Source organism: Kiloniellales bacterium (assembly GCA_030064845.1).
GTDB lineage: Bacteria > Pseudomonadota > Alphaproteobacteria > Kiloniellales > JAKSDN01 > JASJEC01.
This window is the reverse complement of sequence record JASJEC010000008.1, coordinates 43,206-66,083: the sequence shown is the minus strand read 5'-3', so window position 1 is coordinate 66,083 and position 22,878 is coordinate 43,206. Positions and strand designations below refer to the sequence as shown.

Annotated in this window: 21 protein-coding genes; 12 read left to right on the top strand and 9 right to left on the bottom strand. The window is 68.1% G+C overall.

Features of this window, described 5'->3' with window-relative positions; genetic code table 11:
- Positions 1-55 precede the first annotated feature (55 nt).
- On the top strand, positions 56-874 hold the full coding sequence (locus QNJ67_04840) for an alpha/beta hydrolase (protein MDJ0608282.1): 819 nt from the start codon (positions 56-58) through the stop codon (positions 872-874).
- Here QNJ67_04840 and QNJ67_04835 read toward each other — a convergent pair.
- Complete coding sequence (locus tag QNJ67_04835) at positions 832-1,719, bottom strand: SDR family oxidoreductase (protein ID MDJ0608281.1); 888 nt, start codon at positions 1,717-1,719, stop codon at positions 832-834. The genes QNJ67_04840 and QNJ67_04835 overlap by 43 nt on opposite strands.
- A 209-nt stretch (positions 1,720-1,928) precedes the next feature.
- On the opposite strand from QNJ67_04835, the gene QNJ67_04830 reads away from it, so the two are divergent.
- Complete coding sequence (locus QNJ67_04830; protein ID MDJ0608280.1) at positions 1,929-2,693, top strand: tetratricopeptide repeat protein; 765 nt, start codon at positions 1,929-1,931, stop codon at positions 2,691-2,693.
- Positions 2,694-2,914: 221 nt separating this feature from the next.
- Here the strand turns inward: QNJ67_04830 and QNJ67_04825 are convergent, their stop codons facing one another.
- The 4 genes from QNJ67_04825 to QNJ67_04810 are packed head-to-tail and all read right to left on the bottom strand — an operon-like array spanning position 2,915 to position 10,174.
- Entirely contained in the window at positions 2,915-3,583 is a 669-nt protein-coding gene (locus QNJ67_04825) for a glutathione S-transferase family protein (GenBank protein ID MDJ0608279.1), read from the bottom strand.
- 54 nt (positions 3,584-3,637) lie between these two features.
- On the bottom strand, positions 3,638-4,114 hold the full coding sequence (locus tag QNJ67_04820) for a GNAT family protein (GenBank protein ID MDJ0608278.1): 477 nt from the start codon (positions 4,112-4,114) through the stop codon (positions 3,638-3,640).
- A 48-nt stretch (positions 4,115-4,162) separates the two neighbouring features.
- On the bottom strand, positions 4,163-8,710 hold the full coding sequence (gene gltB, locus QNJ67_04815) for a glutamate synthase large subunit (GenBank protein ID MDJ0608277.1): 4,548 nt from the start codon (positions 8,708-8,710) through the stop codon (positions 4,163-4,165).
- Between the two features lie 15 nt (positions 8,711-8,725).
- Complete coding sequence (locus tag QNJ67_04810; GenBank protein MDJ0608276.1) at positions 8,726-10,174, bottom strand: NAD(P)-dependent oxidoreductase; 1,449 nt, start codon at positions 10,172-10,174, stop codon at positions 8,726-8,728.
- Positions 10,175-10,485: 311 nt separating this feature from the next.
- Here QNJ67_04810 and QNJ67_04805 point away from each other — a divergent pair, with 311 nt between their 5' ends.
- Complete coding sequence (locus QNJ67_04805; protein MDJ0608275.1) at positions 10,486-11,325, top strand: undecaprenyl-diphosphate phosphatase; 840 nt, start codon at positions 10,486-10,488, stop codon at positions 11,323-11,325.
- Between the two features lie 57 nt (positions 11,326-11,382).
- On the opposite strand, the gene QNJ67_04800 is transcribed toward QNJ67_04805, so the two are convergent.
- Together QNJ67_04800 and QNJ67_04795 are read right to left on the bottom strand one after the other, a co-directional pair.
- Complete coding sequence (locus QNJ67_04800; protein MDJ0608274.1) at positions 11,383-12,339, bottom strand: IS481 family transposase; 957 nt, start codon at positions 12,337-12,339, stop codon at positions 11,383-11,385.
- An 84-nt stretch (positions 12,340-12,423) separates the two neighbouring features.
- On the bottom strand, positions 12,424-13,377 hold the full coding sequence (locus tag QNJ67_04795) for a complex I NDUFA9 subunit family protein (GenBank protein ID MDJ0608273.1): 954 nt from the start codon (positions 13,375-13,377) through the stop codon (positions 12,424-12,426).
- 169 nt (positions 13,378-13,546) lie between these two features.
- On the opposite strand from QNJ67_04795, the gene QNJ67_04790 reads away from it, so the two are divergent.
- The 8 genes from QNJ67_04790 (at position 13,547) to ptsN (ending at position 20,487) form a co-directional block, all read left to right on the top strand.
- Positions 13,547-14,158, top strand: coding sequence for a ribonuclease D (locus QNJ67_04790; GenBank protein ID MDJ0608272.1), 612 nt, complete (start codon positions 13,547-13,549; stop codon positions 14,156-14,158).
- Positions 14,159-14,297: 139 nt separating this feature from the next.
- Positions 14,298-15,293, top strand: coding sequence for a KpsF/GutQ family sugar-phosphate isomerase (locus QNJ67_04785; GenBank protein MDJ0608271.1), 996 nt, complete (start codon positions 14,298-14,300; stop codon positions 15,291-15,293).
- 17 nt (positions 15,294-15,310) lie between these two features.
- The gene (lptC, locus tag QNJ67_04780; GenBank protein ID MDJ0608270.1) at positions 15,311-15,997 is read left to right on the top strand and encodes an LPS export ABC transporter periplasmic protein LptC; all 687 of its coding nucleotides are present in this window, start codon (positions 15,311-15,313) and stop codon (positions 15,995-15,997) included.
- The gene (locus QNJ67_04775) at positions 15,997-16,824 is read left to right on the top strand and encodes an LptA/OstA family protein (protein MDJ0608269.1); all 828 of its coding nucleotides are present in this window, start codon (positions 15,997-15,999) and stop codon (positions 16,822-16,824) included. Before lptC ends, QNJ67_04775 begins: the two co-directional genes overlap by 1 nt.
- A gap of 31 nt (positions 16,825-16,855) precedes the next feature.
- Positions 16,856-17,650, top strand: a complete 795-nt coding sequence (lptB, locus tag QNJ67_04770; GenBank protein ID MDJ0608268.1) for an LPS export ABC transporter ATP-binding protein — start codon at positions 16,856-16,858, stop codon at positions 17,648-17,650.
- An 11-nt stretch (positions 17,651-17,661) separates the two neighbouring features.
- The gene (gene rpoN, locus QNJ67_04765) at positions 17,662-19,203 is read left to right on the top strand and encodes an RNA polymerase factor sigma-54 (protein MDJ0608267.1); all 1,542 of its coding nucleotides are present in this window, start codon (positions 17,662-17,664) and stop codon (positions 19,201-19,203) included.
- A gap of 197 nt (positions 19,204-19,400) precedes the next feature.
- A complete protein-coding gene (raiA, locus tag QNJ67_04760; GenBank protein MDJ0608266.1) occupies positions 19,401-19,997 on the top strand; it encodes a ribosome-associated translation inhibitor RaiA in 597 nt (198 codons plus the stop codon).
- Positions 19,998-20,022: 25 nt separating this feature from the next.
- The gene (gene ptsN / locus QNJ67_04755; GenBank protein MDJ0608265.1) at positions 20,023-20,487 is read left to right on the top strand and encodes a PTS IIA-like nitrogen regulatory protein PtsN; all 465 of its coding nucleotides are present in this window, start codon (positions 20,023-20,025) and stop codon (positions 20,485-20,487) included.
- Between the two features lie 325 nt (positions 20,488-20,812).
- On the opposite strand, the gene QNJ67_04750 is transcribed toward ptsN, so the two are convergent.
- On the bottom strand, positions 20,813-21,028 hold the full coding sequence (locus QNJ67_04750; protein ID MDJ0608264.1) for a DUF1150 family protein: 216 nt from the start codon (positions 21,026-21,028) through the stop codon (positions 20,813-20,815).
- A 35-nt stretch (positions 21,029-21,063) separates the two neighbouring features.
- Positions 21,064-21,549 carry an Hsp20 family protein gene (locus tag QNJ67_04745; protein MDJ0608263.1) on the bottom strand — a complete coding sequence of 162 codons (486 nt, stop codon included), beginning with the start codon at positions 21,547-21,549 and terminating at the stop codon, positions 21,064-21,066.
- A 254-nt stretch (positions 21,550-21,803) separates the two neighbouring features.
- On the opposite strand from QNJ67_04745, the gene QNJ67_04740 reads away from it, so the two are divergent.
- Entirely contained in the window at positions 21,804-22,829 is a 1,026-nt protein-coding gene (locus tag QNJ67_04740; GenBank protein ID MDJ0608262.1) for a hypothetical protein, read from the top strand.
- Positions 22,830-22,878: the final 49 nt, after the last annotated feature.

Genomic DNA, 22,878 nt, shown 5'->3' with positions numbered 1-22,878 from the left:
CGCCGCGCGCGCGGTGCTAGCCTTGCCAATCTTTGCGAAAATACCGCGTCCAGCCATGCCTTCGACGGACCTCGATTCAGACAGCCATCCGGAAACCCTGCGGTGCCCCGATGGGCGAATCATCGCCTACCACAAGACCGCGGGGTCTGCACCAGGTATCGTCTTCCTCGGCGGCTTCATGTCCGACATGACAGGAACGAAGGCGCTCGCCTTCGAGGCCTGGGCGCGCGAGCGTAAGCGATCATTCCTACGATTCGACTACCAGGGCCACGGCGCTTCCTCCGGCCGTTTCGACGAGGGCACGATCGGTGTCTGGGCCGACGACGCGGTGCAGGCGCTCGACGCCTTGACCGAGGGACCGCAGATCCTGGTCGGCTCCTCGATGGGCGGCTGGATCATGCTGCTGGCCGCGCTGGCGCGACCCGAACGGGTCTGCGGCCTCATGGGGATCGCCGCGGCGCCGGATTTCACCGAGGACCTGATGTGGGCGCGCTACCCCGAGTCGGTGCGCGAGACGCTGACGCGGGACGGCGTCTACCGCGAACCCTCGGACTACGGCGACGAACCCTACACGATCACCATGAAGCTGATCGAGGAGGGCCGCCGCAACCTGCTGCTGCGCGACAGCGTCGCGATCCGCTGCCCGGTGCGCCTGGTCCACGGGCTGGCTGACCCCGACGTGCCGTGGCAGGTCTCGATGACCCTGGCCGAACGGCTGCAGGCGACCGACGTCGAGGTCACCCTGATCAAGGGCGGCGGCCACCGCCTTTCCGAGCCGGGGGAACTGGCGCGCCTGGGCGCGGTACTGGACGAGCTGGCGGCCGCCGCCGGTCACGCGCTAGAACGCAAGAGCGCATCCAAGCCCGCGCGATAATCGGGATAGCGCAAGGCGACCCCGAGCTCTTCCTTGATCCGCCGGTTCGAGACCCGCTTGCTGTCCTGATAGAAGGAACGGCCCATGGGCGAGAGCTCGGCCTCGGCGAAGGGCACCAGCGGCGGCGGCGTCACCTCGAGCAGCGCGCAGGCGTGGGCGATCACCTCCGCCGGGGGACAGGGGTCATCGTCGCAGACGTTGTAGATGCGGCCCGGATTGGGCCGGGCCATCGAGGCCTCGAGCACCGTGGCGATATCCTCGACGTGAATCCGGCTGAACACCTGGCCCGGCTTGTCGATCCGCTTGGCTCTGCCCGCCCGGACCGACTCGAGGGCGTTGCGTCCGGCGCCGTAGATGCCGGCGAGGCGGAAAATGTGGACCGGGAGGCCGTCGCGGCGGCCCAGCTCCAGCCAGGCATGCTCGGCCGCAACGCGCAGGCGGCCGCGCCTTCCCGTGGGCCGTAGCGCCGACTCCTCGTCGACCCAGCCGCCGTCGCGATCGCCGTAGACGCCGGTGGTCGAGAGGTAGCCGGCCCAGGCGAGTCCGGGTATCGCGGCGATGTCCGCCCCGTGGCGCCCAACCACGGGATCGCCCTCTTCGTCCGGCGGCACGCTCGACAGGAGATGGGTCGTGCCGGCCAGGGCGCCGGCCGGGTCTTCCAGGGAACCGCCCGGCGGCAGGAGGTGGACTTCGAAGCCCTGGGATTCAAGCGTCCTTCTGCTCTCCTCCGAGCGGGTGGTGCCGGCGATCCGCCAGGACCGGGCAGCCAGACGGCCCGCCAGGACCTGCGCGGAGTATCCGAGGCCGAAGCAGAACAGGCGTGGGGTGGCGGTTTCTCGGGACATGGCTCGGTGGACGTCTTTTAAGGGTGGTGCGCGCTCTGTTCTCGTGCCCGATCGGGGCGGCGGAGTCGAGAGGCAAGCGGAGCACGCGCGCGCCCACGTCGCGGTGGCAGTGGTGGGGCGCTTGATTCGGCCCGGCGATCAGGCTTTCTTCCCGGGGACCGCGGGCCTCGAGAAGGCAGGCCCGGACAGCGGAAAAGAAAGGCTCGCGCGTGTCTTCTTACAGGTCGTGCCGCATCCTGGCCGTGGCGTCCGCGGCCCTGGCCGTGGCGGCCGCCGGCCCGGCGCCGGAGCCGCCGCCGGAGCAGGTCTACGCGGACTGCCTCTTCCGGGCCGCCGAGGATCCCGAGGGCGCCTACGAGGACGCCCAGAACTGGCAGCGGAACGGCGGCGGCACCCAGGCCCGGCACTGCGCCGCCGTGGCCCTGCTCGTGCTGGGCTATTTTGCCGAGGCCGCGATGCGCCTGGAGACGCTGGCCGAAGAGCTCAATCAGACCGACAAAGCGCTGACCGTCGAGGCGCTCCACCAGGCCGGCCAGGCCTGGCTGCAGGCCGGCGAGATCAGGCGGACCCTGGCGGTGCAGACCGCGGCCTTGGACCTCGCGCCCGACCACGTAGAGCTGCTGATCGACCGCGCGATCGCCTGGGCCTATGCCGGCGACTACCAGGAAGCCATCGCCGACCTGAGCCGCGCCCGGGAGATCGCGCCCGAGCGCGCCGAGATCCGTATCCTGAGGGCGGACGCCAACCGCAAGGCTGGCAACACGGCGGAAGCCTGGGCCGATATCGAGAACGCGCTCGCGTCCGAGCCGGACAACCCCGAAGGCCTTCTCGTGCGCGGCCTGCTGCGCCGCGAGGAGGGCGACGCGGACGGCGCCCGCTCCGACTGGCTGGACGTCCTGCTGCACGCACCCGAGGGCCCGTCGGGCGACGCGGCGCGGCGCTACCTGGAAGCGCTCGACGTCAAGGTCGAGTAGAGCAAATTCGGGTTCGGGGTATTCACGACGGACAGGGCCTCAAACCATCACTCTCTCGTCGTGGTGCTACCAAAGGTGCCCAGCCGGCACCATCACCCTCCGACAAGCTCAGGGTGAGGGTGTGATGTTTCAAACAAGCACCCTCATCCGCGCGAAGCGCCGGGCTGCGCCCCCTGTCGAAGGATGAGGGTGATCAAGAGCTCAAGATTTTCGGCAGCCCGCTAGAAATCCGGGTCCGCGTAGTGCGGGACGGGCGGAATGCCCGCGATCGCATCGCTCAGCAGCGGGCGCAGGCTCGGCCGCGACTTCATCCTGGCGTACCAGTCCTTGGCCGCGGGGCGGTCGCTCCAGGGCACATCGCCCAGGTAGTCGACGGTCGAGAGCTCGGCGGCCGCCGTGATGTCGGCCAGGGTGAGCGTCTCGCCGGCCAGCCAGTGGCGCTGCTCGGTCAGCCACGCGATGTAGTCCAGGTGATAGCGGATGTTTGCGTGGCCGGCGCGGATCGCCGCCGTGTCCGGCTGGCCGAGACGCAGATAGCGCTTCATCAGCTTCTCCTCGACCAGGTTCCGGGTCACCTCCTGGTGGAACCGGCCGCCGAACCAGATCACCAGCCGCCGGGTCTCGGCGCGGTCGATCGGGTCGGCGCCCAGCAGATTCGGGGTCGGATAGGCGTCTTCCAGATACTCCCCCGCCACGGCGGCGCCGGCGATCTTGGTGCCGTCGGCCTCGATCAGCACCGGCAGCTCGCTTCCCGGATCCAGGTCGAGGAAGCGCTCGCGCCGCTCCCAGGCCTTATCCACCTTGAGCGCGGCCTCGAGGGACTTCTCGGCCAGCTGGATCCGCAGCTTGCGGCTGCCCGCATCGAGCGGGAAGTGGTAGAGGGTTCGCATGGCGCGGCAAAATAGCGGCCCGAGGGGCCGAGCGCGAGCGCTATCGGCCCGGCGTCAGAGCCGCCGATACTCCGATTCCAGCAGCGAGAACAGGATCAGTGTGGCGAAGCCGTCGGGGCGCAGCACCGATTCGCGCGTGCGGCCTTCCTCGACGAAGCCGAGCGCGCGGTAGGCGGCTTCCGCCCGTTTGTTGTCGTCGAACACGTCGAGCCACAGGCGGTGGGCGGCCCGCTCTTCGAAGGCCCAGGCCATGATCTCACGGATGAAGCGCCGGCCGAGGCCCTGGCCCGGCGCGGCCACCACGACCCGCCACAGACCGATCGAGCGGTGCGGCGAGGCGAGGCCGGCGAGGATGGCGTAGCCGAGCCGCTCTCCGCCGTCCTCGCCGATCAGGTAAGCCTTGTCGGGATCCACCATCTCCGCCTCGTGGCGCGCCCGCGGCCAGGGGCAGATGAAGCGGTCGTAGCCCGGCAGCGCCTCCTGGGCGAGGATGAAGTCGAGGTCATGCTCCGTGGCCGGCCGCAGCTCCATGCCTCGCGCCCCTCTCTGACGCACCCCTGTCCGGAACGGGGGCGCCGCTCAGGCGCGCTGCTCGGCCGCGGCCCGGGTGACCGGATGCTCGAGGCGGTCGAGCATCTCCTTGGGAACGATCTGCCACAGCTTGGCGCGCTCCTTGGACCAGTCGATCAGCAGGCGCTCGGCGAAGCGCGACTGGGTCTCCTGCTGATGCTGCCGGACCAGGTCTCGCACCAGGGCCTCCCAGTGGTCGGTCTCGATCCGCTGGTAGATCACCGAGTCTTCGTTGATCCGCTCGTGCAGCAGGTCGTCCGGGTCGTAGACGAAGGCCATCCCGCCGGTCATGCCCGCCGCAAAGTTGTTGCCGACCGCGCCGAGCAGCACGGCGACGCCGCCGGTCATGTATTCGCAGCCGTTGGAGCCGCAGCCCTCGACCACCGCGGTGGCCCCGGAGTTGCGTACGCAGAAGCGCTCGCCGGCCTGGCCGGCCGCGAACAGCCGGCCCGCCGTGGCGCCGTAGAGCACGGTGTTGCCGATGATCGTGTTGCGGTTGCTCTCCAGCGCGCTCGCGGTCATGGGGCGGACCACGATGGTGCCGCCGGAGAGGCCCTTGCCGACGTAGTCGTTGGCGTCGCCGAACAGCTCCAGCTTCAGGCCCTGGACCGCAAAGGCGCCCAGCGACTGCCCGGCCGAGCCGCGCAGGCGCACGGTGATGTGGCCGGGCTTCAGGCCGGTCATGCCGAAGCGGCGGGTGATCATCGACGAGAGGCGGGTGCCGATCGCCCGGTGGGTGTTCCGGATCGTGTACTGCAGCTGCATCTTCTCGCCGACCTCGAAGAGCGCCCCGGAGTCGGCCAGGATCTGCGCGTCCAGCGTGTCGGGCACCGGATTGCGCTCGGTCATGGTGCAGTAGACCGGGTTGTCGCCGGGATCGGCCATGGCCAGGATCGGGTTGAGGTCGAGGTCGTCGAGGTGTGACGCGCCGCGGCTGACCTGGGCCAACAGGTCGGTGCGGCCGACGACCTCGTTGAGGCTCCGGGCGCCCAGCGAGGCCAGGATCTCGCGCACCTCCTCGGCCATGAAGCTGAACAGGTTGACCACCTTCTCCGGCGTCCCGGTGAACTTGGCGCGGAGCGCCGGATCCTGGGTGCAGACGCCGACCGGACAGGTGTTGGAGTGGCACTGGCGCACCATGATGCAGCCCATGGCGACCAGCGAGGCGGTGCCGACGCCGAACTCCTCGGCGCCCAGCATCGCTGCGATCACCACGTCGCGCCCGGTCTTGATGCCGCCGTCGGTGCGCAGGCGCACCATGTGACGCAGGCGGTTGAGGGTCAGCACCTGGTGAGTCTCGGACAGGCCCATCTCCCAGGGCACGCCGGCATACTTGATCGAGGTCTGCGGCGAGGCGCCAGTGCCCCCCGAGTGCCCGGAGATCAGGATCACGTCGGCCTTGGCCTTGGCCACGCCGGCGGCGATCGTGCCGATGCCCGAGCGGGCCACCAGCTTGACGCAGACCCGGGCGTCGGGGTTGATCTGCTTCAGGTCGTAGATCAGCTGGGCCAGGTCCTCGATCGAGTAGATGTCGTGGTGCGGCGGCGGCGAGATCAGCATCACGCCGGGCGTCGAGTGGCGGAGCTTGGCAATCACCTCGCTGACCTTGAAGCCGGGCAGCTGGCCGCCCTCGCCCGGCTTGGCGCCTTGGGCGACCTTGATCTCGATCTCGCGGCACATGTTGAGGTACTCGGCGGTGACGCCGAAGCGGCCCGAGGCGATCTGCTTGATCGCCGAGTTCTCGTTGTCGCCGTTCGGCCGCGGCACGTAGCGCCGCGGGTCCTCGCCGCCCTCGCCGGAGTCCGACTTGGCGCCCATGCGGTTCATCGCGATGTTGAGCGTGCCGTGGGCTTCCTGGCTGAGCGCGCCGAGCGACATGCCCGGGGTGACGAAGCGCTTGCGAATCGAGGTGATCGACTCGACCTCCTCGAGCGGCACCGGGGTCATGCCCTCGGCCTTGAAGTCCAGCAGGTCGCGCAGGGACGAAGGCGCGAGCGCGCGCAGTCCCTCGCTGAACTTCTTGTAGGTCGAGTAGGAATCGGTAGCGACCGCGGCCTGCAGCGTGTGGATCAGCTTGGCTTCCCAGGCGTGCTGCTCGCCGCCGCGCCGGTAGCGGTAGAAGCCGCCCACGGGCAGCGCCAGGACGTCGTCGTTCCAGGCCTTCTCGTGGCGCTCCAGCACGTTGCGCTGGATGCCGGTCAGGCCGATGCCCGACAGGCGGCTCGGCATGGAGGGGAAGAACTCGTCGACCAGGGTGCGCGACAGGCCGACCGCCTCGAAGTTGCAGCCGCCGCGATAGGACGAGAGGACCGAGATGCCCATCTTGGACATGACCTTGAGCAGGCCGTCGTCGACCGCGCTCTGGTAGCGCCGCACGCAGTCTTCCAGGCTGAGCGTGCCGAACAGGCCCCGCCGGTGGCGGTCGGCGATGCACTCCTGGGCCAGGTAGGCGTTGACCGTGGTCGCGCCGACGCCGATCAGCACGGCGAAGTAGTGCACGTCCACGCATTCGCCGCTGCGCAGATTGATCGAGGCGAAGGTGCGCAGGTTCTGGCGCATCAGGTGGGTGTGGACCGCGCCGGTCGCGAGGATCATGGGGATCGGCGCCCGCTCCGCGCCGAGCGCCTCGTCGCTCAGGACCAGGTGCTCGCAGCCGCCGCGCACGGCGTCCTCGGCCTCCCGGCTGATGCGGCGCAGCGCCGCGCCCAGGTCCTCGCCGTCGGCCGCGTCGAAGGTGCAGTCGATGTCGAGCGCGGACCCGCCGAGATAGCGGCGCATGGCATCGAACTCGGCGTTGGAAAGCACCGGCGAGTCGAGCTGCAGCACGCGCATCTGGCTCTCGTCCTCGTCGAGCACGTTGCCCAGGTTGCCGAGCCGCGTCTTCAGGGTCATGACCCGGCGTTCGCGCAGGGAGTCGATCGGCGGATTGGTCACCTGGCTGAAGTTCTGCCGGAAGAAGTGGTGCAGGCTGCGGGCCTGGTCCGAGAGCACGGCGAGCGGCGCGTCGTCGCCCATGGAGCCGACCGCTTCCTTGGCGTCCGCGACCATAGGATGGAGGATCAGTTCCAGATCCTCCATGGTCATGCCGAAGGCGAGCTGGTGCCGCCGCAGGGCGTCGCGGTCCAGCTCGGAAGGCTCGCCGTGGTCGGGCTTGATCAGGTCGTCGATCACGGTGATCTGCTCGACCCACTTGCCGAAGGGCCGTTGCGCCGCGAGATGCTCCTTGATCTCGTCGTCGTGGTAGAGCCGGCCGTCGAAGAGATCGACCGCGATCATCTCGCCCGGGCCGATCCGGCCCTTCTCCAGGATCGAATCCTCCGGCAGGCGCACCATGCCGGTCTCCGAGCCGGCGAACAGCAGGCCCTTGTCGGTGATGGTGTAGCGCAGCGGCCGGAGCCCGTTGCGATCCAGGCCCGCGACCGCCCAGCGGCCGCCGTAGGCGCAGATCGCCGCCGGCCCGTCCCACGGCTCCATCACCGCGTTGCAGTAGGCGTAGAGATCCTTCTGGGCCTGCGGCATGGAGCGGTTCTGGCTCCAGGCCTCGGGAATCATCATGGTCTTGGCCATGGGCAGGTCGCGGCCGGCGCGCACCATGAGCTCGAAGACCGCATCGAGCGCCGCCGAGTCCGAGCTGCCCGACTGGATGATCGGCTTGAGGTCCTCGATCGACTCGCCCAGGTCCTCGCTCGCCAGGCGGCACTCGTGGGCCTTCATCCAGTTGGTGTTGCCCTTGATCGTGTTGATCTCGCCGTTGTGGGCCAGCACCCGGAAGGGCTGGGCCAGCCACCAGTTGGGGAAGGTATTGGTCGAGTAGCGCTGGTGGAAGATGGCGAAGTTGGAGACGAAGCCCTCGTCGAGCAGGTCGGGATAGAAGGCGGTCAGCTGCTCGGCCAGGAACATGCCCTTGTAGATGATCGACCGGCAGGACAGCGAGCAGATGTAGAAGTCCTTGATCGACTCGAGCTCCGCGGCGCGCTCGATGCGGCGGCGGACGACGTAGAGCGCGGTCTCGAAGCTGCGCGCGTCGACGTCTTGGCTGTTGGCGATCATCAGCTGCTCGATCTCGGGCCGCGCGGCGTTGGCCTTCTCGCCGATCACCTCGGTGTTCACCGGCACCTGGCGCCAGCCGTAGATCGTGAGGCCGGCCTTGAGGATCTCGCGCTCGACGATCACCCGGCAACGCTCCTGGGCGCCCAGGTCGGTGCGCGGCAGGAAGATCATGCCGACGCCGATCATGCCGTCCCGGGGCTCGTGGCCGGTCAACGCGATGTGCTTCCGGAAAAACGCCTGGGGGATCTGCACGTGGATGCCGGCGCCGTCGCCGGTCTTGCCGTCGGCGTCGACCGCGCCGCGGTGCCAGACCGCCTTGAGCGCCTCGATGCCGGCAACCACCACCTCGCGCCGCGGCCGCCCGTCGATCGAGGCGACCAGTCCGACGCCGCAGGCGTCGTGCTCCTCCGCCGGGTCGTAGAGGCCCACGCGGGCGAGGCGCTCGGCTTCGTCTCGCCACTGACCATTTAAGCCGTGATCCGGGCAACTCTTCGCCTGGTTGGACATTCCGTCTCTCGCCTTCTATTCCGCCGCCACCGGCACGGCATCGGCCGGCATCTTGTTCCTCAGGTAGCCGTCGATCTCGCGCGCGGCGTCGCGGCCGTCGCGCACCGCCCAGACCACGAGGGAGGCGCCGCGCACGATGTCGCCGGCGGCGAAGACCCCGTCGAGGTTGCTCATCATCGAGCGGAAGTCGACCATGATGGTGCCCCAGCCGCTGACCTGCAGCTCGGGCTCGCCGAACAGCTGGGGGATCGGCTCGGGATCGAAGCCGAGCGCCTTGATCACCATGTCGGCCTCGAGCGTGAAGGACGAGTCCGGGATCACCTCCGGCGCCTGGCGTCCCGAGGTGTCGGGCACGCCGAGGTGGACCTTCAGCGCCCGCACGGCCTCGACCTTGCCGTCGCCCAGCACGGCCTCGGGCGCCGAGAGCCAGACGAACTCGACGCCCTCTTCCTCGGCGTGGCCGACCTCGCGCTGGGAGCCCGGCATGTTGGCCCGGTCGCGGCGGTAGAGGCACTTCACCGACTTGGCGCCCTGGCGCACCGCGGTGCGCACGCAGTCCATGGCGGTGTCGCCGCCGCCGACCACGACGACGTGCTTGCCATGCGCGTCGAGCCGGGTCGAGTCGCAGGCCGGGATCTCGTCGCCAAGGCCCTTGCGGTTCGAGGCGATCAGGAAGTCCAGGGCCGGGAAGACCTCGGGCAGGCCGACCCCCGGCACTTTGACGTCGCGCGCCTTGTAGACGCCGGTGGCGATCAGGACGGCGTCGTGGCGCTGGCGCAGCTCCGCCAGGCTGGCGTCGCGGCCGACCTCGAAGTTGAGCTTGAAGGTGACGCCGCCGTCGGCGATCAGCTCGGCCCGGCGGTTCACCACCTCCTTCTCGAGCTTGAAGTTGGGAATTCCGTAGATCAGCAGGCCGCCGACCCGGTCATAGCGGTCGTAGATCGTGACCTGGTAGCCCTTGCGCCGCAGCTCCTCGCCGGCCGCCAGCCCGGCCGGCCCGGCACCGATGATGCCGACCGAGGCCGCGAGCTCGCGGCGCGGACTGACCGGGCGGACCCAGCCCTGCTGCCAGGCGGTCTCGGTGATGTACTTCTCGACCGAGCCGATCGTCACCGTGCCGTGGCCCGCCTGCTCGATCACGCAGTTGCCTTCGCACAGCCGGTCCTGGGGACAGATGCGCCCGCAGATCTCGGGGAAGTTGTTGGTCGACTGGGCCAGCTCGTAGGCCTCCTCGAGCCGGCCCTCGGCGGTCAGCATGAGCCAGTCGGGGATGTTGTTGTGCAGCGGGCAGTGGACCTGGCAGAAGGGCACGCCGCACTGGGAACAGCGGCTCGCCTGATCCGCCGCCGCCGCGGGGTCGAACTCCCGGTAGATCTCGGCGAAGTCCTCGCGCCGCTCGCCGGCTTCGCGCTTGTCCGGCATCCGCTGGCCGATATCGACAAATTTCAGCATGCTGCCTGCCATAAGGCGGCCTCCCTCTCGCTCCGGCCTTCTCTGGGACTCCAAGGGGCGTCGAAAGGCCGCCGTCGCTCGGCGCCGTCGCTCCCGGTTCACGTCGTTATACGACGAAGAACCTTGGTTGGCCAGCCTTTTCGCGAAACTAAGTCAGTAAAACTGACATTCTCTCTCGCTGCGGCCGCGGTGCCGCGAAAGTTCGGCTGGTCGGCCGCTAGGGACGGCAAGAATTGATCCCGTTTCGAGACTATATCTCTTCTGGGCGCGGGTTTCGAGGCTTGTTATAAGCCCTACGGCTCGACACTCCGAGGAAAGAGATTTTGCCGTTTCTGCACCTCGCGATCCTCGCCCTTATTCAGGGCATCACCGAGTTTCTCCCCATCTCATCCTCCGGCCACCTCGTTCTGACTTGGCACGTCTTCGATGCCGTCGGAATGGACCAGGTCGAGCAGAGCGAGCGCCAGAGACTGGTCCTGGACGTGGCCGTGCACCTCGGCACGCTGCTCGCCGTCCTGCTCTATTTTCGCCGCGATATCATCGAGATGGCGGCCGGCCTGCTCAAGCTGCTGGTCGGCAAGCCGGACCGGGGCACGCGCCTCGCCCTCTACGTGGTGCTCGGCAGCATCCCCCTGGTCATCGTCGGACTGCTGGCGAAGGACCTGGTAATCGAGAGCCTGCGCAACCCGACGGTGGTGGCCAGCGCCACGCTCGGCTTCGGGCTGCTCCTGTTCATCGGCGACCAGATGGGGCTGACCATCCGCCGGGTGGAGCACCTCAACCTGGGCATGGTCGCCTTCATCGGCTGCGCCCAGGTGCTGGCACTCATTCCCGGCACCAGCCGCGCCGGCATCACGATGACGGCGGCCCGCTTCTGCGGCTTCGAACGCGGCGAGGCGGCCCGCTTCTCGCTCCTGCTGGCGGTGCCGGCAATCCTCGGGGCGTCGACCCTGGCCGGGCGCGACCTCTATCAGTCGGGCAGCCTGGAACTGGGGCTCAACGCCGCCGTGGCGGCCGGACTCGCGTTCCTCTCCGCCCTGCTGGCGATCGCCGCCATGATGAAATGGCTGCGCCGCGCCAGCTTCACGCCCTTCGTGGTCTACCGGGTCGCCCTGGCGGCGGTGCTGTTCTACCTGATCTACGAGGCGCCCTTGCGCGCCTAGAGCGGATTCACGCGGCAAATGGATCGCCTCAGGCGATTCATTTGACCGCGATCTGCTCTAGGTGTGGAGCCTCAACAGGTTGTCCTCGTCTGGGCCGAGTTTGCTGATTGGTGTTTTTGCTTTGAGGCTAGCATGAGGTCTGTGCCAGTTGTAGCGGTGGGTCCAGGCTGGCAGGTCTTTTGCGCGCTGATCTGAGTTTTCGTAGGCGCGGGCGTAGGCCCATTCCCGTAGCGCGGTCTGGATGAAGCGCTCGGCCTTTCCGTTGGTCTTCGGCGTGTAGGGTCTGGTTCTGATGTGCTTGACCTTGAGCTGCTTGCAGGCTTTGGCGAAGTCCTTGGAAAGGTAGCAGGAGCCGTTATCGGTCATGACGCGCTGGACCGTGACGCCGAGGCTTGTGTAGTAGGCGACGGCGGCCTTGAGGAAGGCGATGGCGCTGAGTTTTCTCTCGTCTGGCAGGATCTGGGTGAAGGCGACACGCGAGGCGTCGTCGACGCAGACATGGACGTACTCCCAGCCGACGCCGCGGGTGTTGCTCTGGCCTGTGCGGTCGCCGGTGATGCGGTGACCGGTTCGGCTGAAGCGGCCGAGCTTCTTGATGTCGATGTGGAGGATCTCGCCAGGCGTGTCGCGCTGGTAGCGGCGGACCGGCTCGGCCGGCTCGAGGTGTTTGAGCCGGTTGAGGCCGAGCCGCCGCAGGACGCGGCTGACGGTGGCCGTTGAGACCCCGACCTCGGCGGCGATCTGCTGTCCGGTCCGGCGCTCGCGGCGCAAGGTTTCGATCCGCTCGATGATCGGCGCCGAGGTCGGCCGGCGCAGCTTGTGCGGCCGGGAAGAGCGATCCCGCAAGCCCTGCGGTCCTTCCGCCTGGAAGCGGGCGACCCATTTGCCGACGGTCTTGGTACAGACCCCCAAGGCCCTAGCCACGGCCGTGGGCGCCTGTCCCTCATCGAGGATCCGTCGCACCAGCTCGGCTCGACTAAGCGGCGTCAGGCGTGCATTCTTGTGGATGTCCATTCGGCTCCTCCTTGGAAACGGATGTTTCAGCACCATCAGCTTCCTCGGTCAGGGCCGAGTGGACAACCTATTGCAAGCTCACATCTAGGGCGTGCCGAGGCGCCGGCCGAAGCGGCCGTGCCGGCGGTAGCGGTCGAGGTAGGTCGGCAGCACGACCCCGAGAGCGGTCGGCTGGATGCCGAGGTCGTCCAGCGTAAGGGCGCCGGCGCCGACAACGTTGTCGGACTTCAGCAGGCGGACCTGGTCCGGCGTCAGGAGGGGCGTCGGCGCGAGCTGGAGAACCGAAGCCTGGACCGTCGCGGCCCAGAACGGCAGCGGCAGCAGCAGGCGGCGCCGGCCGATCTCTCTCAGCATGATCTCGAGCAGCTCCTTGAAGCTGAAGATCTCGGGCCCGCCCAGTTCGTAGGTCTTGCCGGCGGTCGCCGGGTCGGTCGCGCAGAGCGCCACGGCGTCGGCCACGTCGCCGACGTAGACCGGCTGAAACCGGGTCTTGCCGCCGCCGACCAGCGGCAAGATTGGCGACAGGCGGGCGAGGCCGGCGAAAAGGTTGAAGAAGCCGTCCTCGGGGCCGAAGACGATGCTCGGCCGCACCACGGCCGCGCCGGGAAAGGCGGCGCGCACGGCCTCCTCCCCCGCCGCCTTGGTGCGGGCGTAGTCGGCCGGCGAGCGCGGGTCCGCGCCGATCGCGGACATCTGGACCATGCGCCTGGCGCCGGCCGCTGCCGCGGCTTCGGCGATCCGCCGCGCACCGTCCACGTGCACGGCCTCGAAAGTCTGACGGCCCTTCTCGAACAGCAGTCCGACCAGGTTGATGACAGCATCAGCCCCTTCGACGAGCGCGCGCACCGTGGCGTCGTCTTGCAGTGGGCTGCGCAGCGGCGTGATCTGGCCGACGTCGCCCAGAGGCTTGAGGAAGGCCGCTTCGGCCGGATTGCGCACACCGACGCGGACGGTCCAGCCCTGCCGGGCCAGTCGCTCCACGACGTAGCGTCCGATGAAACCGGAACCGCCGAAAATCGTGACGACGCTCTGCGCCATGACCGCTTCCCCGTCCAGTCCCCCGAATCCGCCGGGCGGCGAGCAAACCCGCCGTCGGCGGACTGCGCCACCTATATCCCGACACGCTTGACAAGCCAAGCGCCGAGGCGAGAATGCGCCAACTCCGGGCCGCGCGGAAGACGCCGAGCCCCCAGCCGGTGTTCCGAGCGTGGAAATCAAGCTCTATCAGAACGATCTGCCCGAGGGCCTGGACCTCGGCGACAGCCTCGCCGTCGATACCGAGACCCTCGGACTGAACCCGGCGCGCGATCCCTTGTGTCTGGTGCAACTTTCCGCCGGCGACGGGGTCTGCCACCTGGTGCAGTTCGCGGAGCGGGACTATCGCGCGCCGCGCCTGCGCGCCGTGCTCGGCGACCCCGGCGTTACCAAGCTGTTCCACTTCGCCCGCTTCGACCTTGCGGTGATCGAGCGTTACCTGGAGACGGTGGCCGCGCCGCTCTACTGCACCAAGATCGCCTCGAAGCTCGCCAGAACCTTTACCGACCGGCACGGCTTGAAGGACCTATGCCGGGATCTGCTCGGCGTGGAGATCTCCAAGCAGCAGCAGTCGTCGGACTGGGGGCTCGCAACCTTGAGCGAGGAGCAGCTGCGCTATGCGGCGACCGACGTGCTTTACCTTCACCGTCTGCGCGAGGCCCTGGACGAGATGCTTCGCCGCGAAGGGCGGGCCGATTTCGCGGCCGCCTGCTTCGAATACCTGCCGACTCGGGCCCGCCTCGATCTGGCCGGCTGGGGCGATATCGATCTTTTTGCCCATTGAGCCCGGCCCCGGGGCCGGGTATGAGACGTTGGGGCGCAGAAAAAAGGACTTTGCGGATATCTCTTAACGAGATCCGTATAATACCAACGATCAGGTGGCGAAGGGGCGGATTGAGAGAACCACGAGAGGGATCTGTTTGATGAGCTCCGTACCCCAATTGGCCGAAACCGAGAGCGCGGAAGACGCCGGCGACCTACAGGCCGCGCGGCGCGTCCTCGCGACCGAGGCCGAAGCCCTGGCGGCGCTGAGCCGCGCCCTCGACCGCTCGTTCATCGCCGCGGTCGACTGCCTGGCGGCCGTGACCGGCAGGGTGACGGTGACCGGCATGGGCAAGAGCGGCCACATCGCGCGCAAGATCGCGGCGACCCTGGCCTCGACCGGCTGCCCGGCGCAGTTCGTCCATCCGGGCGAGGCGAGCCACGGCGACCTGGGCATGATCATGCGGGACGACGCGCTGCTTGCCCTGTCGAACTCCGGAAAAACGGTCGAGCTGGCCGATCTGGTCGCCCATTGCCGGCGCTTCGGCATCCCGCTGATCGGCATGACCAGCCGGCCCGACTCCACCCTGGCGAACGAATCCAACATTGCGCTCATCCTGCCCAAGATGGAGGAGGCCTGCCCCATGGGTCTCGCACCAACCACGTCGACCACGGCGATGATGGCGCTGGGCGACGCCTTGGCGATCGCGCTGCTCGAACGCAAGGGTTTCACGGCCCAAGACTTCCACAGCCTGCATCCCGGCGGCTCGCTCGGCCAGATGCTGGTCCGGGTTAAGGACCTGATGCGCGGCGAGGAGGAACTCCCGCTCTGCGAGCCGGACACGGTGTTGTCGGAGGCGATCCTGACAATGACGAACCGCACCTTCGGGTGCCTCGGCGTGGTCGGTCCGGACCGCCGCCTGCTCGGCATCATCACCGACGGTGACCTTCGCCGCCACATGGCGCCCGACCTCCTGGAGCGCCGGGCCGAGGAAGTCATGACGCCGGCCCCGAAGACGACTGACGAGAACCTGCTCGCCGCAGAGGCCTTGGCGATCATGAACGAGTACAACATCACCAGCCTCTTTGTGGTCGAGAACGGCCGCCCGGTCGGGATCGTCCGGATGCACGACTGCCTGCGTGTCGGGGTCGCCTGAGAGGAAGCGAGACCAGCGTGTCGGAGGCGAACCAGACGCAGAGCGGCTCGAACCTGGACAGCCTGGCGCCGAGAGGCGCCGCGGGTGGCGCGGCGCTGCACGGGCGCCCCGGCTACTACGCCCTCGTGGGCGTCCTGAAAGTGGTGCTCCCCGTGGCGGCCGTGGCCATGTTCCTGCTCGTCGTGTTCTGGCCGCAGCTCCAGACCGAGATCGGCGGCGTCAAGGTCAAGGTTTCCGACGTCTCCCTGAGCCAGACCGGAACAATGACCCTGTTCGACCCCCACTTCGAGGGAGTCGACAGTAGCGGCCAGCCCTACAACCTGACCGCCGAGCAGGCCTCGCGGTCGTCCGGAAACAGCGACGTCGTCATCCTCGACCTGCCGAAGGGCGACATCACCCTGGACAGCGGCACCTGGCTAGCGCTCGACGCCCGCACCGGCCGCTACGATCAGCTTGCCCAGACCCTCGATCTCTACGGCGACGTGACGCTGTTCCATGACCGCGGTTTCGAGATCAAGACCGAGTCGGCGCGGATCGACCTGGCGGCGGGCACCGCCCGGGGCCGCGAGGCCGTGGCAGGACAGGGCCCGGAGGGCGAGCTGAAGGCCCAGGGCTTCCAGGTGCTCGACAAGGGCGAGAGGATCATCTTCACCGGGCGCAGCCGCGTGCTGATCTACCCCCAGGTCGACAGAGGGGGAACGTGATGGTCCCGGCGCTGTTGCGGCGCGCTCTCCTGCCCATCCTCGCACTGGCCGCGCTGGCCGGCCTGCCGGCCGGGGCGGCGGCCCAGAGCCTGGGTGCGGGGGGCGCCGGCAAAGCCATCGAGATCGATGCCGAAGAAGGCATCGAGTGGCACCGCAAGGACAAGCTCTACATCGCGCGCGGCGATGCCCGCGCCACCCGGGGCGAACTCACGGTGTACGCCGAGGTCCTGACCGCCCACTACCGGACGTCGGATCAGGGCGAAGCCGAGATTTTCCGCATCGAGGCGGACGGCGCGGTGAAGCTTACCTCGCCGAGCGAGACCGCCTATGGCGACAAGGGGGTCTACGACGTCGACAAGGGACTGCTTCTTCTGACCGGCGACAACCTGCGGCTGGTGACGGAGCAGGATGTCGTGCGCGCCCGGGACAGCCTGGAGTATTGGGAGGACCGGAAGATCGCTGTCGCCCGCGGCGAAGCCGTCGCCGAGCGCGACGACCAGGAGGTGCGCGCCGACGTGCTGACCGCCTACTTTCAGCCCAACAAGACGGGCGACCTGGAACTCACCACGATCCGCGCCGACGGGAACGTAGAGATCACCACGCCCGGCGAGTTTGCGAGCGGCGACGGAGGCGTGTATTACGTGAAGGATCAGATCGCCACGCTGTCCGGCGAGGTCAAGATTACCCGGGGCAACGATCAGGTGAACGGCGAGTACGCCGAGATGAACATGGCAACCGGCGTCAGCCGCCTTCTGGGGGCGCCCCCGGGGCAGTCGGGCGACGATCGGGTGCGCGGGCTCCTGGTGCCCGAAGACCAGGAAAACTAGAGTTGGCGGACGCCGGCTCCGAGAGGTCTCGATGAACGATGTCCCTCACAGCCACCAGCCGCTGGGCGCGCCGCGCCCGGAGGGCCCGACCCTGGTGGCGGATACCGAGGGCCTGGTGGCCTACAATCTCGGCAAGAGCTTCCGCAAGCGCCCGGTCCTGCGCGGTGTCAACATTTCCGTACACCGTGGCGAAGCGGTCGGCCTGCTCGGTCCCAACGGCGCCGGCAAGACCACCTGCTTCTACATCATCACCGGATTGTTGGCGCCGGATCACGGCCGGGTGACCCTCGACGGCCAGGAGATCACCGGCCAGCCCATGTACCGCCGCGCCCGCCTCGGCATCGGCTACCTGCCCCAGGAGGCCTCGATCTTTCGCGGCCTCTCGGTCGAGCAGAACATCATGAGCGTGCTCGAGGTGGTCGAGTCCGACCGACGCGTGCGCAAGGACTCGCTCAACGCGCTGCTCGAGGAATTCTCGATCGAGCATCTCCGGCACTCGCCGGCGATCGCACTGTCCGGCGGGGAGCGTCGGCGGGTCGAAATCGCCCGGGCGCTGGCCTCGCGGCCGAACTTCATTCTGCTCGACGAGCCCTTGGCCGGGATCGACCCGATCGCGATCAGCGACATCCGCAATCTGGTCTCCCACCTCAAGGACCGGGGCATCGGCGTCCTGATCACCGATCACAACGTGCGGGAGACGCTGGAAGTCATCGATCGGGCCTATATAATTCACGATGGCGTCGTCTTGATGCAGGGCAAGCCCTCCGAGATCGTGTCGCATGCGGACGTTCGCCGTGTTTACCTCGGGGAAACGTTTAGCCTCTAAGGGTCGCCACCATGGCCGTGACCCAGCGCCTAGAGCTTCGACAATCGCAAACTCTTGTAATGACGCCGCAATTGCAGCAGGCGATCAAGCTGCTGCAGTTGTCGAACATGGAGTTGCGCGACTACGTCGACCAGGAGCTGGAGTCGAATCCTCTGCTCGAGCGCGACGAGTCGGGCGAGGCCGGCACGCCGATCGAGGACGGCGGGCCGGGTGAGGGAGCCGCCGACGCGTCGGCCGAGCGAGAGCCCGAGCCAGGCGACGCCGGCCAGCCGGATACGCTGGACCTGGCCACGGCCGATACATTGCCGGGCGAAGCGGAGCCGCCGCTCGACACGTCTTTCGAGAACGAGGATACCTCCTGGTCCGACGGCGGGTGGCAGAGCCAGGAGACCGGCTACGCCAACGCACAGTCAGGCGGCGGCGGCACGGACGCCGGTCAGGCCGGCATCGAACAGCAGGCGAACGAGACTCCGAACCTCCGTCAGCACCTGCTCTACCAGATCCAGATCGAGCTGTCGGATCCGGTCGAGCAGGCGATCGGGATCCAGCTGATCGATCTGCTCGACGAGGCGGGCTATGTCATGGGCGATCTCGCCGAGGTGGCAGACACCCTGGGCTGCGACACCGCCCTGGTCGAGTCGACCCTGCGCCGCATGCAGCGCTTCGATCCGACGGGCATCTTCGCCCGATCCCTGCGCGAGTGCCTGGCGATACAGCTCGCCGAACGCAACCGCCTGGACCCGGCGATCGAGACCCTGCTCGACCACCTTCCCCTGGTGGCAGAGGGCGACGCAGCCCGGCTCCAGAAGCTCTGCGCTGTCGACGACGAGGACCTGGCCGACATGGTCGCCGAGATCAGGGCGCTGGATCCGAAACCCGCCGCCGCCTTCGAATCGGGCCCGATCCAGCCGGTCGTGCCCGACATCCTGATGCGGGCCAAGCCTGGCGGCGGCTGGCTGATCGAGCTCAACAGCGAGACCCTGCCCCGGGTCCTGGTCAACGGCAGCTACTATGCGCAGATATCGGATCGGGCGCGCAGCGCCTCGGAACGGGAGTTCATCACCCAGCGGTTCCAGTCCGCGAGCTGGCTGGTCAAGTCCCTGCACCAGAGGGCCACGACGATCCTGAAGGTCGCCTCGGAGATCGTGCGCCAGCAGGATGCCTTCTTCCACAAGGGGGTCACGCACCTGCGTCCCTTGACCCTGCGCGACGTCGCGGCCGAGATCGAGATGCACGAGTCGACGGTGAGCCGGGTCACCTCGAACAAGTTTATAGCGACGCCGCGCGGCACCTTCGAGCTCAAGTACTTCTTCAGCGCGTCGATCACCGCGACCGAGACCGGGGCGGCTCACGCCGCCGAATCTGTGCGGCACCGGATCAAGCAGCTGATCGAGGCGGAAGACCCCAAGAAGCCGATGTCCGACGAAGCCCTGGTCAGCCAGCTGCGCAAGGACGGCATCGAGATCGCGCGGAGAACCGTCGCGAAGTACCGAGAGGCCCTGCGGATCCCCTCGTCCTCCCAAAGGCGGCGCCTGAAATGCCGGCGCCTCTAGTCCCGGACAGAGGCGCCGACGAAGGCCTCAAGGCCCTTGCGCCGGCCTCGATGGAGCACCAGGATGGTCGGTCAGCTGGTGCTATTGACTTGCAGGGAGGGCGTGCCTATGGTCCGCCGCACCGCCGACCGGGAGCGCCTTCGGGCGCCAGGGAAACGGGGCGGCAACGGTCTCTTGGACGCCCGAAAACTGAATCGATGCAGCTCACCGTAAAAGGTAAACAGCTCGATGTCGGCCAGGTCCTACGCGACCACGTGGACGACAGCCTGAACCGTATGCTGGGCAAGTATTTCGGGGACGCCATCGAGGCACGGGTCACCTTCGCCCGCGAGGCGCACGGCTATCGCACGCAGATTTCGGCGCATGTCGGCCGCAACATCCTGCTCGAGGCGCACGGCGAGGCCGATGATCCCTACCCCGCTTTCGACGTGGCGGCCGACCGCCTCTCCAAGCGGCTGCGGCGCCACAAGCGGCGCCTGCGCGATCACCACAAGCCGCCGGCGCAGATCGACGATGAAACGCTGCCGGCGCAGCAGTACATTTTGGCCGACCTGGACGAGGAGTCGGACTCGCCGGAAAGCCAGGGCGAAACCCCGGACCAGCCCATGGTCATCGCCGAGATGACGACCGAGATCCCCAGCCTGACTGTCAGCGAGGCGGTGATGCGCATGGATCTGTCGGACCAGTCGGCCTTGATGTTCCGGAACCCGGCCCATGGCGGCCTCAACATGGTCTACCGGCGCCGCGATGGAAACATCGGCTGGCTCGACCCCCGCGGTAATCGCCGCTCGTAACCTTTCACAGGTCTAAGGGTGCGGAATGGAAATTCGCGATCTAATCGTCCCGCAAGGGGTCGTGGCCAAGCTGCACGTCACCAGCAAGAAGCAGGCGCTGCAGGAGCTGGCGAAGCGGGCGGCCGACCTGACGGGGCAGCCGGAGCGCTCGATTTTCGAGGTCCTGATCGAACGCGAGCGCCTGGGCACCACCGGCGTCGGTAACGGCATCGCCATTCCTCACGGCAAGCTGCCGGGCCTCGACCGCCTCTACGCGCTCTTTGCACGCCTCGACAAACCGATCGATTTCGATGCGATCGACGAGCAGCCGGTTGACCTGATCTGCCTGCTGCTGGCGCCCGAGACCGCCGGCGCGGACCACTTGAAGGCCCTGGCCCGCGTGTCCCGCCTCCTGCGTGACGCCGCGATCTGCGAGAAGCTGCGCGGCACCGACAAGTCCGAGGCGCTCTACGCGCTGCTTACCGAAGCCAGCACTAGCCACGCCGCCTAGGGCCTGTTGTCATTCAGGGCGCGCTCCTGGTCCGAGTGAAATCGGCCTGCTGTTAGGCGCGAGGAGGAATGACATGCAGAGCATATTCGACCCCAGTCTCAGTTTCCGGGAGCAACGCGGCAGCGGGCTGATTGCGCCGGATCCCTTCGGGACGGGGCGCGTTTGCGCCGGGGCGGCGTCGCGGAAGGCCTTGTGGGGCCCAACCCACGGCGCCTCCCGCTCCTGGCTCCGGCGCAAATCCGCTCCCGCCAGGAGCGCGCCGTGAATGTCAACAGGCCCTAAAGCGGCGCGAGGGCGTTTTCGACAGTTTGCGGAAGGCCCCCGATCAGTTCACTTCAACGGGAGTCATTTCATGCTGAAGGACGGCCGCATAGGCCTGCTCCCGGGTGGGTAGGACTGCGACCTGCCGGCCGTCGGCCGCGTGGACCGCGAAGGCGCTGGCTCCATCGACCTTGATGCTCCGGACGTAAGCGAGGTCGTTCATGCCGAGCACCCGGAAGTCCTGCTGGGAGAACTGGGGGGTCTGCGTCGATTCGCGCATGGTCTCCTCCTTGGAATGATCGCCTGGAGATCCGCTCAGGCGGTCTTGGCGCCCGACTTCCTGGGCGCCGCCTTCGCCTTGCCGTCGATGACCTCGGCGCGGCCGCTGCCCGCGGACGACACGATGTCGATCGTGCGGACCTGCGGCTCCGTGAGCGGCCGCTCGAGCTCGATGCTGAGCAGACCGTTCTCCAGCGACGCGCCGATCACCTCGATGCCCTCGGCCAGGACAAAGGAGCGCTGAAACTGTCGCGCGGCGATGCCGCGGTGAAGGTAGACCCGCTCCGGGTCATCGGCCTGCCGGCCCCTGATCATGAGCTGATTGTCCTCGATCTGGACTTGCAGGTCTTCGGAAGAGAAGCCGGCCACGGCCAGGGTGATCTTGAGGCGATTCTCACCCAGCTGCTCGACGTTGTAGGGCGGGTAGCCGTCCGCGCCGTGCTTGGACACACGGTCGAGGGCAGCTTCGACCTGGTCGAAACCGAGAAACAGGGGGCTGTTGAAGAGCGACAATCGGGTCATGCCCAGCATCCTCCTCCGCCTTGAGCAAGGGCTGTCGTTTCACCGATGCGAACCGAACCCTCAACGAGGCCTCCGGCACCGCAGACGGCCCAGAATGGCGCCGTCTAGACCTATGTGGGTAAGCGCGGGGGTGCCTTCAAGCCGAGCCGCCGGCCCCGCCCGCTTACTGGCCCGCTTAGCGGAATCTTAGCGAAACTGTGCGAATGGTTAAGACTTGGCGGCGCGTTCGCCCGCAACCCCAGAGAGGCGCTGACATGAGCGACACCCTGACCTCCTCCGCCCTTGTCGAGGAAATCGCCGCCACAGGCTCGATCACGGCCGACGACGTGCTCAGGCTGCGTCGCGAGGTCTTTCACGACAGCCTGGTCGATCCCAGGGAGGCGCGGGACGTGTTCCGTCTCGACCACGCCTGCAGCACCAAGGACCCCGCCTGGACCCAGTTCTACGTCGACGCGCTGACGGATTTCTTCGTCTGGCAGGCCAAGCCCAAGGGCTACGTCGACCAGGAGCTGGGCGACTTCCTGATCGAGAACATCGCGAGCGACGGCCGGGTCGACGACAGCAGCGAGCTCGAGCTGCTGATCAACGTGATCCACTGGGCCAAGTCCTGCCCGGAGCAGCTCGCTGTCTTCGTCCTGGAGGCGGTAGGCGAGAGCGTGCTGCGGCCGGAGACCGCGGCCTATGGTTCGAACCGGCCGCCGGCAGTGATCAGCCCGGCCGACGTCGAGATCATCCGCAAGGTGATCTACGCCGGCGCCAGCGGCGGCGGCCTGACCGTCACACGGACCGAAGCCGAGCTCATGTTCGACCTCAACGACGCCACGATTACGGCCGAGAACGCGCCCAGCTGGAGCGACCTCTTCGTCAAGGCCATCGCCAACCACCTGATGTTCCCGCGCGGCGCGCCGGTCGTCCCCGACGCCGACGAGGCCCTGCGCCGCGAGGCCTGGCTCAAGGACCGGCGCGGCGTCGGCCGCCTGCTCGGCCAGATGGGCAAGGCCCTGGGGTCCGGCGACGTGCCCGTGCGCGAGGCCATGGCGGAGGCGGACATCTTCGGCAACCGCGCCGCCAAGCTCGAGCGCGAGCGCGAGGCCGCACGAGTCAGCGAGGCGCTGTCGCGCGAAGCGATCGATCACGAGGAGGCGCGCTGGCTCAGCGAGCGGATCAACCGCGACGACACGCTGCACGAGAACGAGCGCAAGCTCCTGGCCTTCATCAAGAAGAACTCGCCCAGCGTCGACCCGCTGCTCGACGACCTCTTCGCCAAGGCCGGCCTCTAGAACCGGACCCGGGCACGCGGCCCGGGCTCCATGGCCACGGCCGCAGCTT

Bases quoted from the DNA above. Each gene is read 5' to 3' on its own strand.
- QNJ67_04840 (MDJ0608282.1), top strand. From the start codon at position 56: ATGCCTTCGACGGACCTCGATTCAGACAGCCATCCGGAAACCCTGCGG.
- QNJ67_04835 (MDJ0608281.1), bottom strand. From the start codon at position 1,719: ATGTCCCGAGAAACCGCCACCCCACGCCTGTTCTGCTTCGGCCTCGGA.
- QNJ67_04825 (MDJ0608279.1), bottom strand. From the start codon at position 3,583: ATGCGAACCCTCTACCACTTCCCGCTCGATGCGGGCAGCCGCAAGCTG.
- QNJ67_04820 (MDJ0608278.1), bottom strand. From the start codon at position 4,114: ATGGAGCTGCGGCCGGCCACGGAGCATGACCTCGACTTCATCCTCGCC.
- gltB (MDJ0608277.1), bottom strand. From the start codon at position 8,710: ATGTCCAACCAGGCGAAGAGTTGCCCGGATCACGGCTTAAATGGTCAG.
- QNJ67_04810 (MDJ0608276.1), bottom strand. From the start codon at position 10,174: ATGGCAGGCAGCATGCTGAAATTTGTCGATATCGGCCAGCGGATGCCG.
- QNJ67_04800 (MDJ0608274.1), bottom strand. From the start codon at position 12,339: ATGGACATCCACAAGAATGCACGCCTGACGCCGCTTAGTCGAGCCGAG.
- QNJ67_04795 (MDJ0608273.1), bottom strand. From the start codon at position 13,377: ATGGCGCAGAGCGTCGTCACGATTTTCGGCGGTTCCGGTTTCATCGGA.
- QNJ67_04785 (MDJ0608271.1), top strand. From the start codon at position 14,298: ATGAGCTCCGTACCCCAATTGGCCGAAACCGAGAGCGCGGAAGACGCC.
- QNJ67_04775 (MDJ0608269.1), top strand. From the start codon at position 15,997: ATGGTCCCGGCGCTGTTGCGGCGCGCTCTCCTGCCCATCCTCGCACTG.
- lptB (MDJ0608268.1), top strand. From the start codon at position 16,856: ATGAACGATGTCCCTCACAGCCACCAGCCGCTGGGCGCGCCGCGCCCG.
- rpoN (MDJ0608267.1), top strand. From the start codon at position 17,662: ATGGCCGTGACCCAGCGCCTAGAGCTTCGACAATCGCAAACTCTTGTA.
- raiA (MDJ0608266.1), top strand. From the start codon at position 19,401: ATGCAGCTCACCGTAAAAGGTAAACAGCTCGATGTCGGCCAGGTCCTA.
- ptsN (MDJ0608265.1), top strand. From the start codon at position 20,023: ATGGAAATTCGCGATCTAATCGTCCCGCAAGGGGTCGTGGCCAAGCTG.
- QNJ67_04750 (MDJ0608264.1), bottom strand. From the start codon at position 21,028: ATGCGCGAATCGACGCAGACCCCCCAGTTCTCCCAGCAGGACTTCCGG.
- QNJ67_04745 (MDJ0608263.1), bottom strand. From the start codon at position 21,549: ATGACCCGATTGTCGCTCTTCAACAGCCCCCTGTTTCTCGGTTTCGAC.
- QNJ67_04740 (MDJ0608262.1), top strand. From the start codon at position 21,804: ATGAGCGACACCCTGACCTCCTCCGCCCTTGTCGAGGAAATCGCCGCC.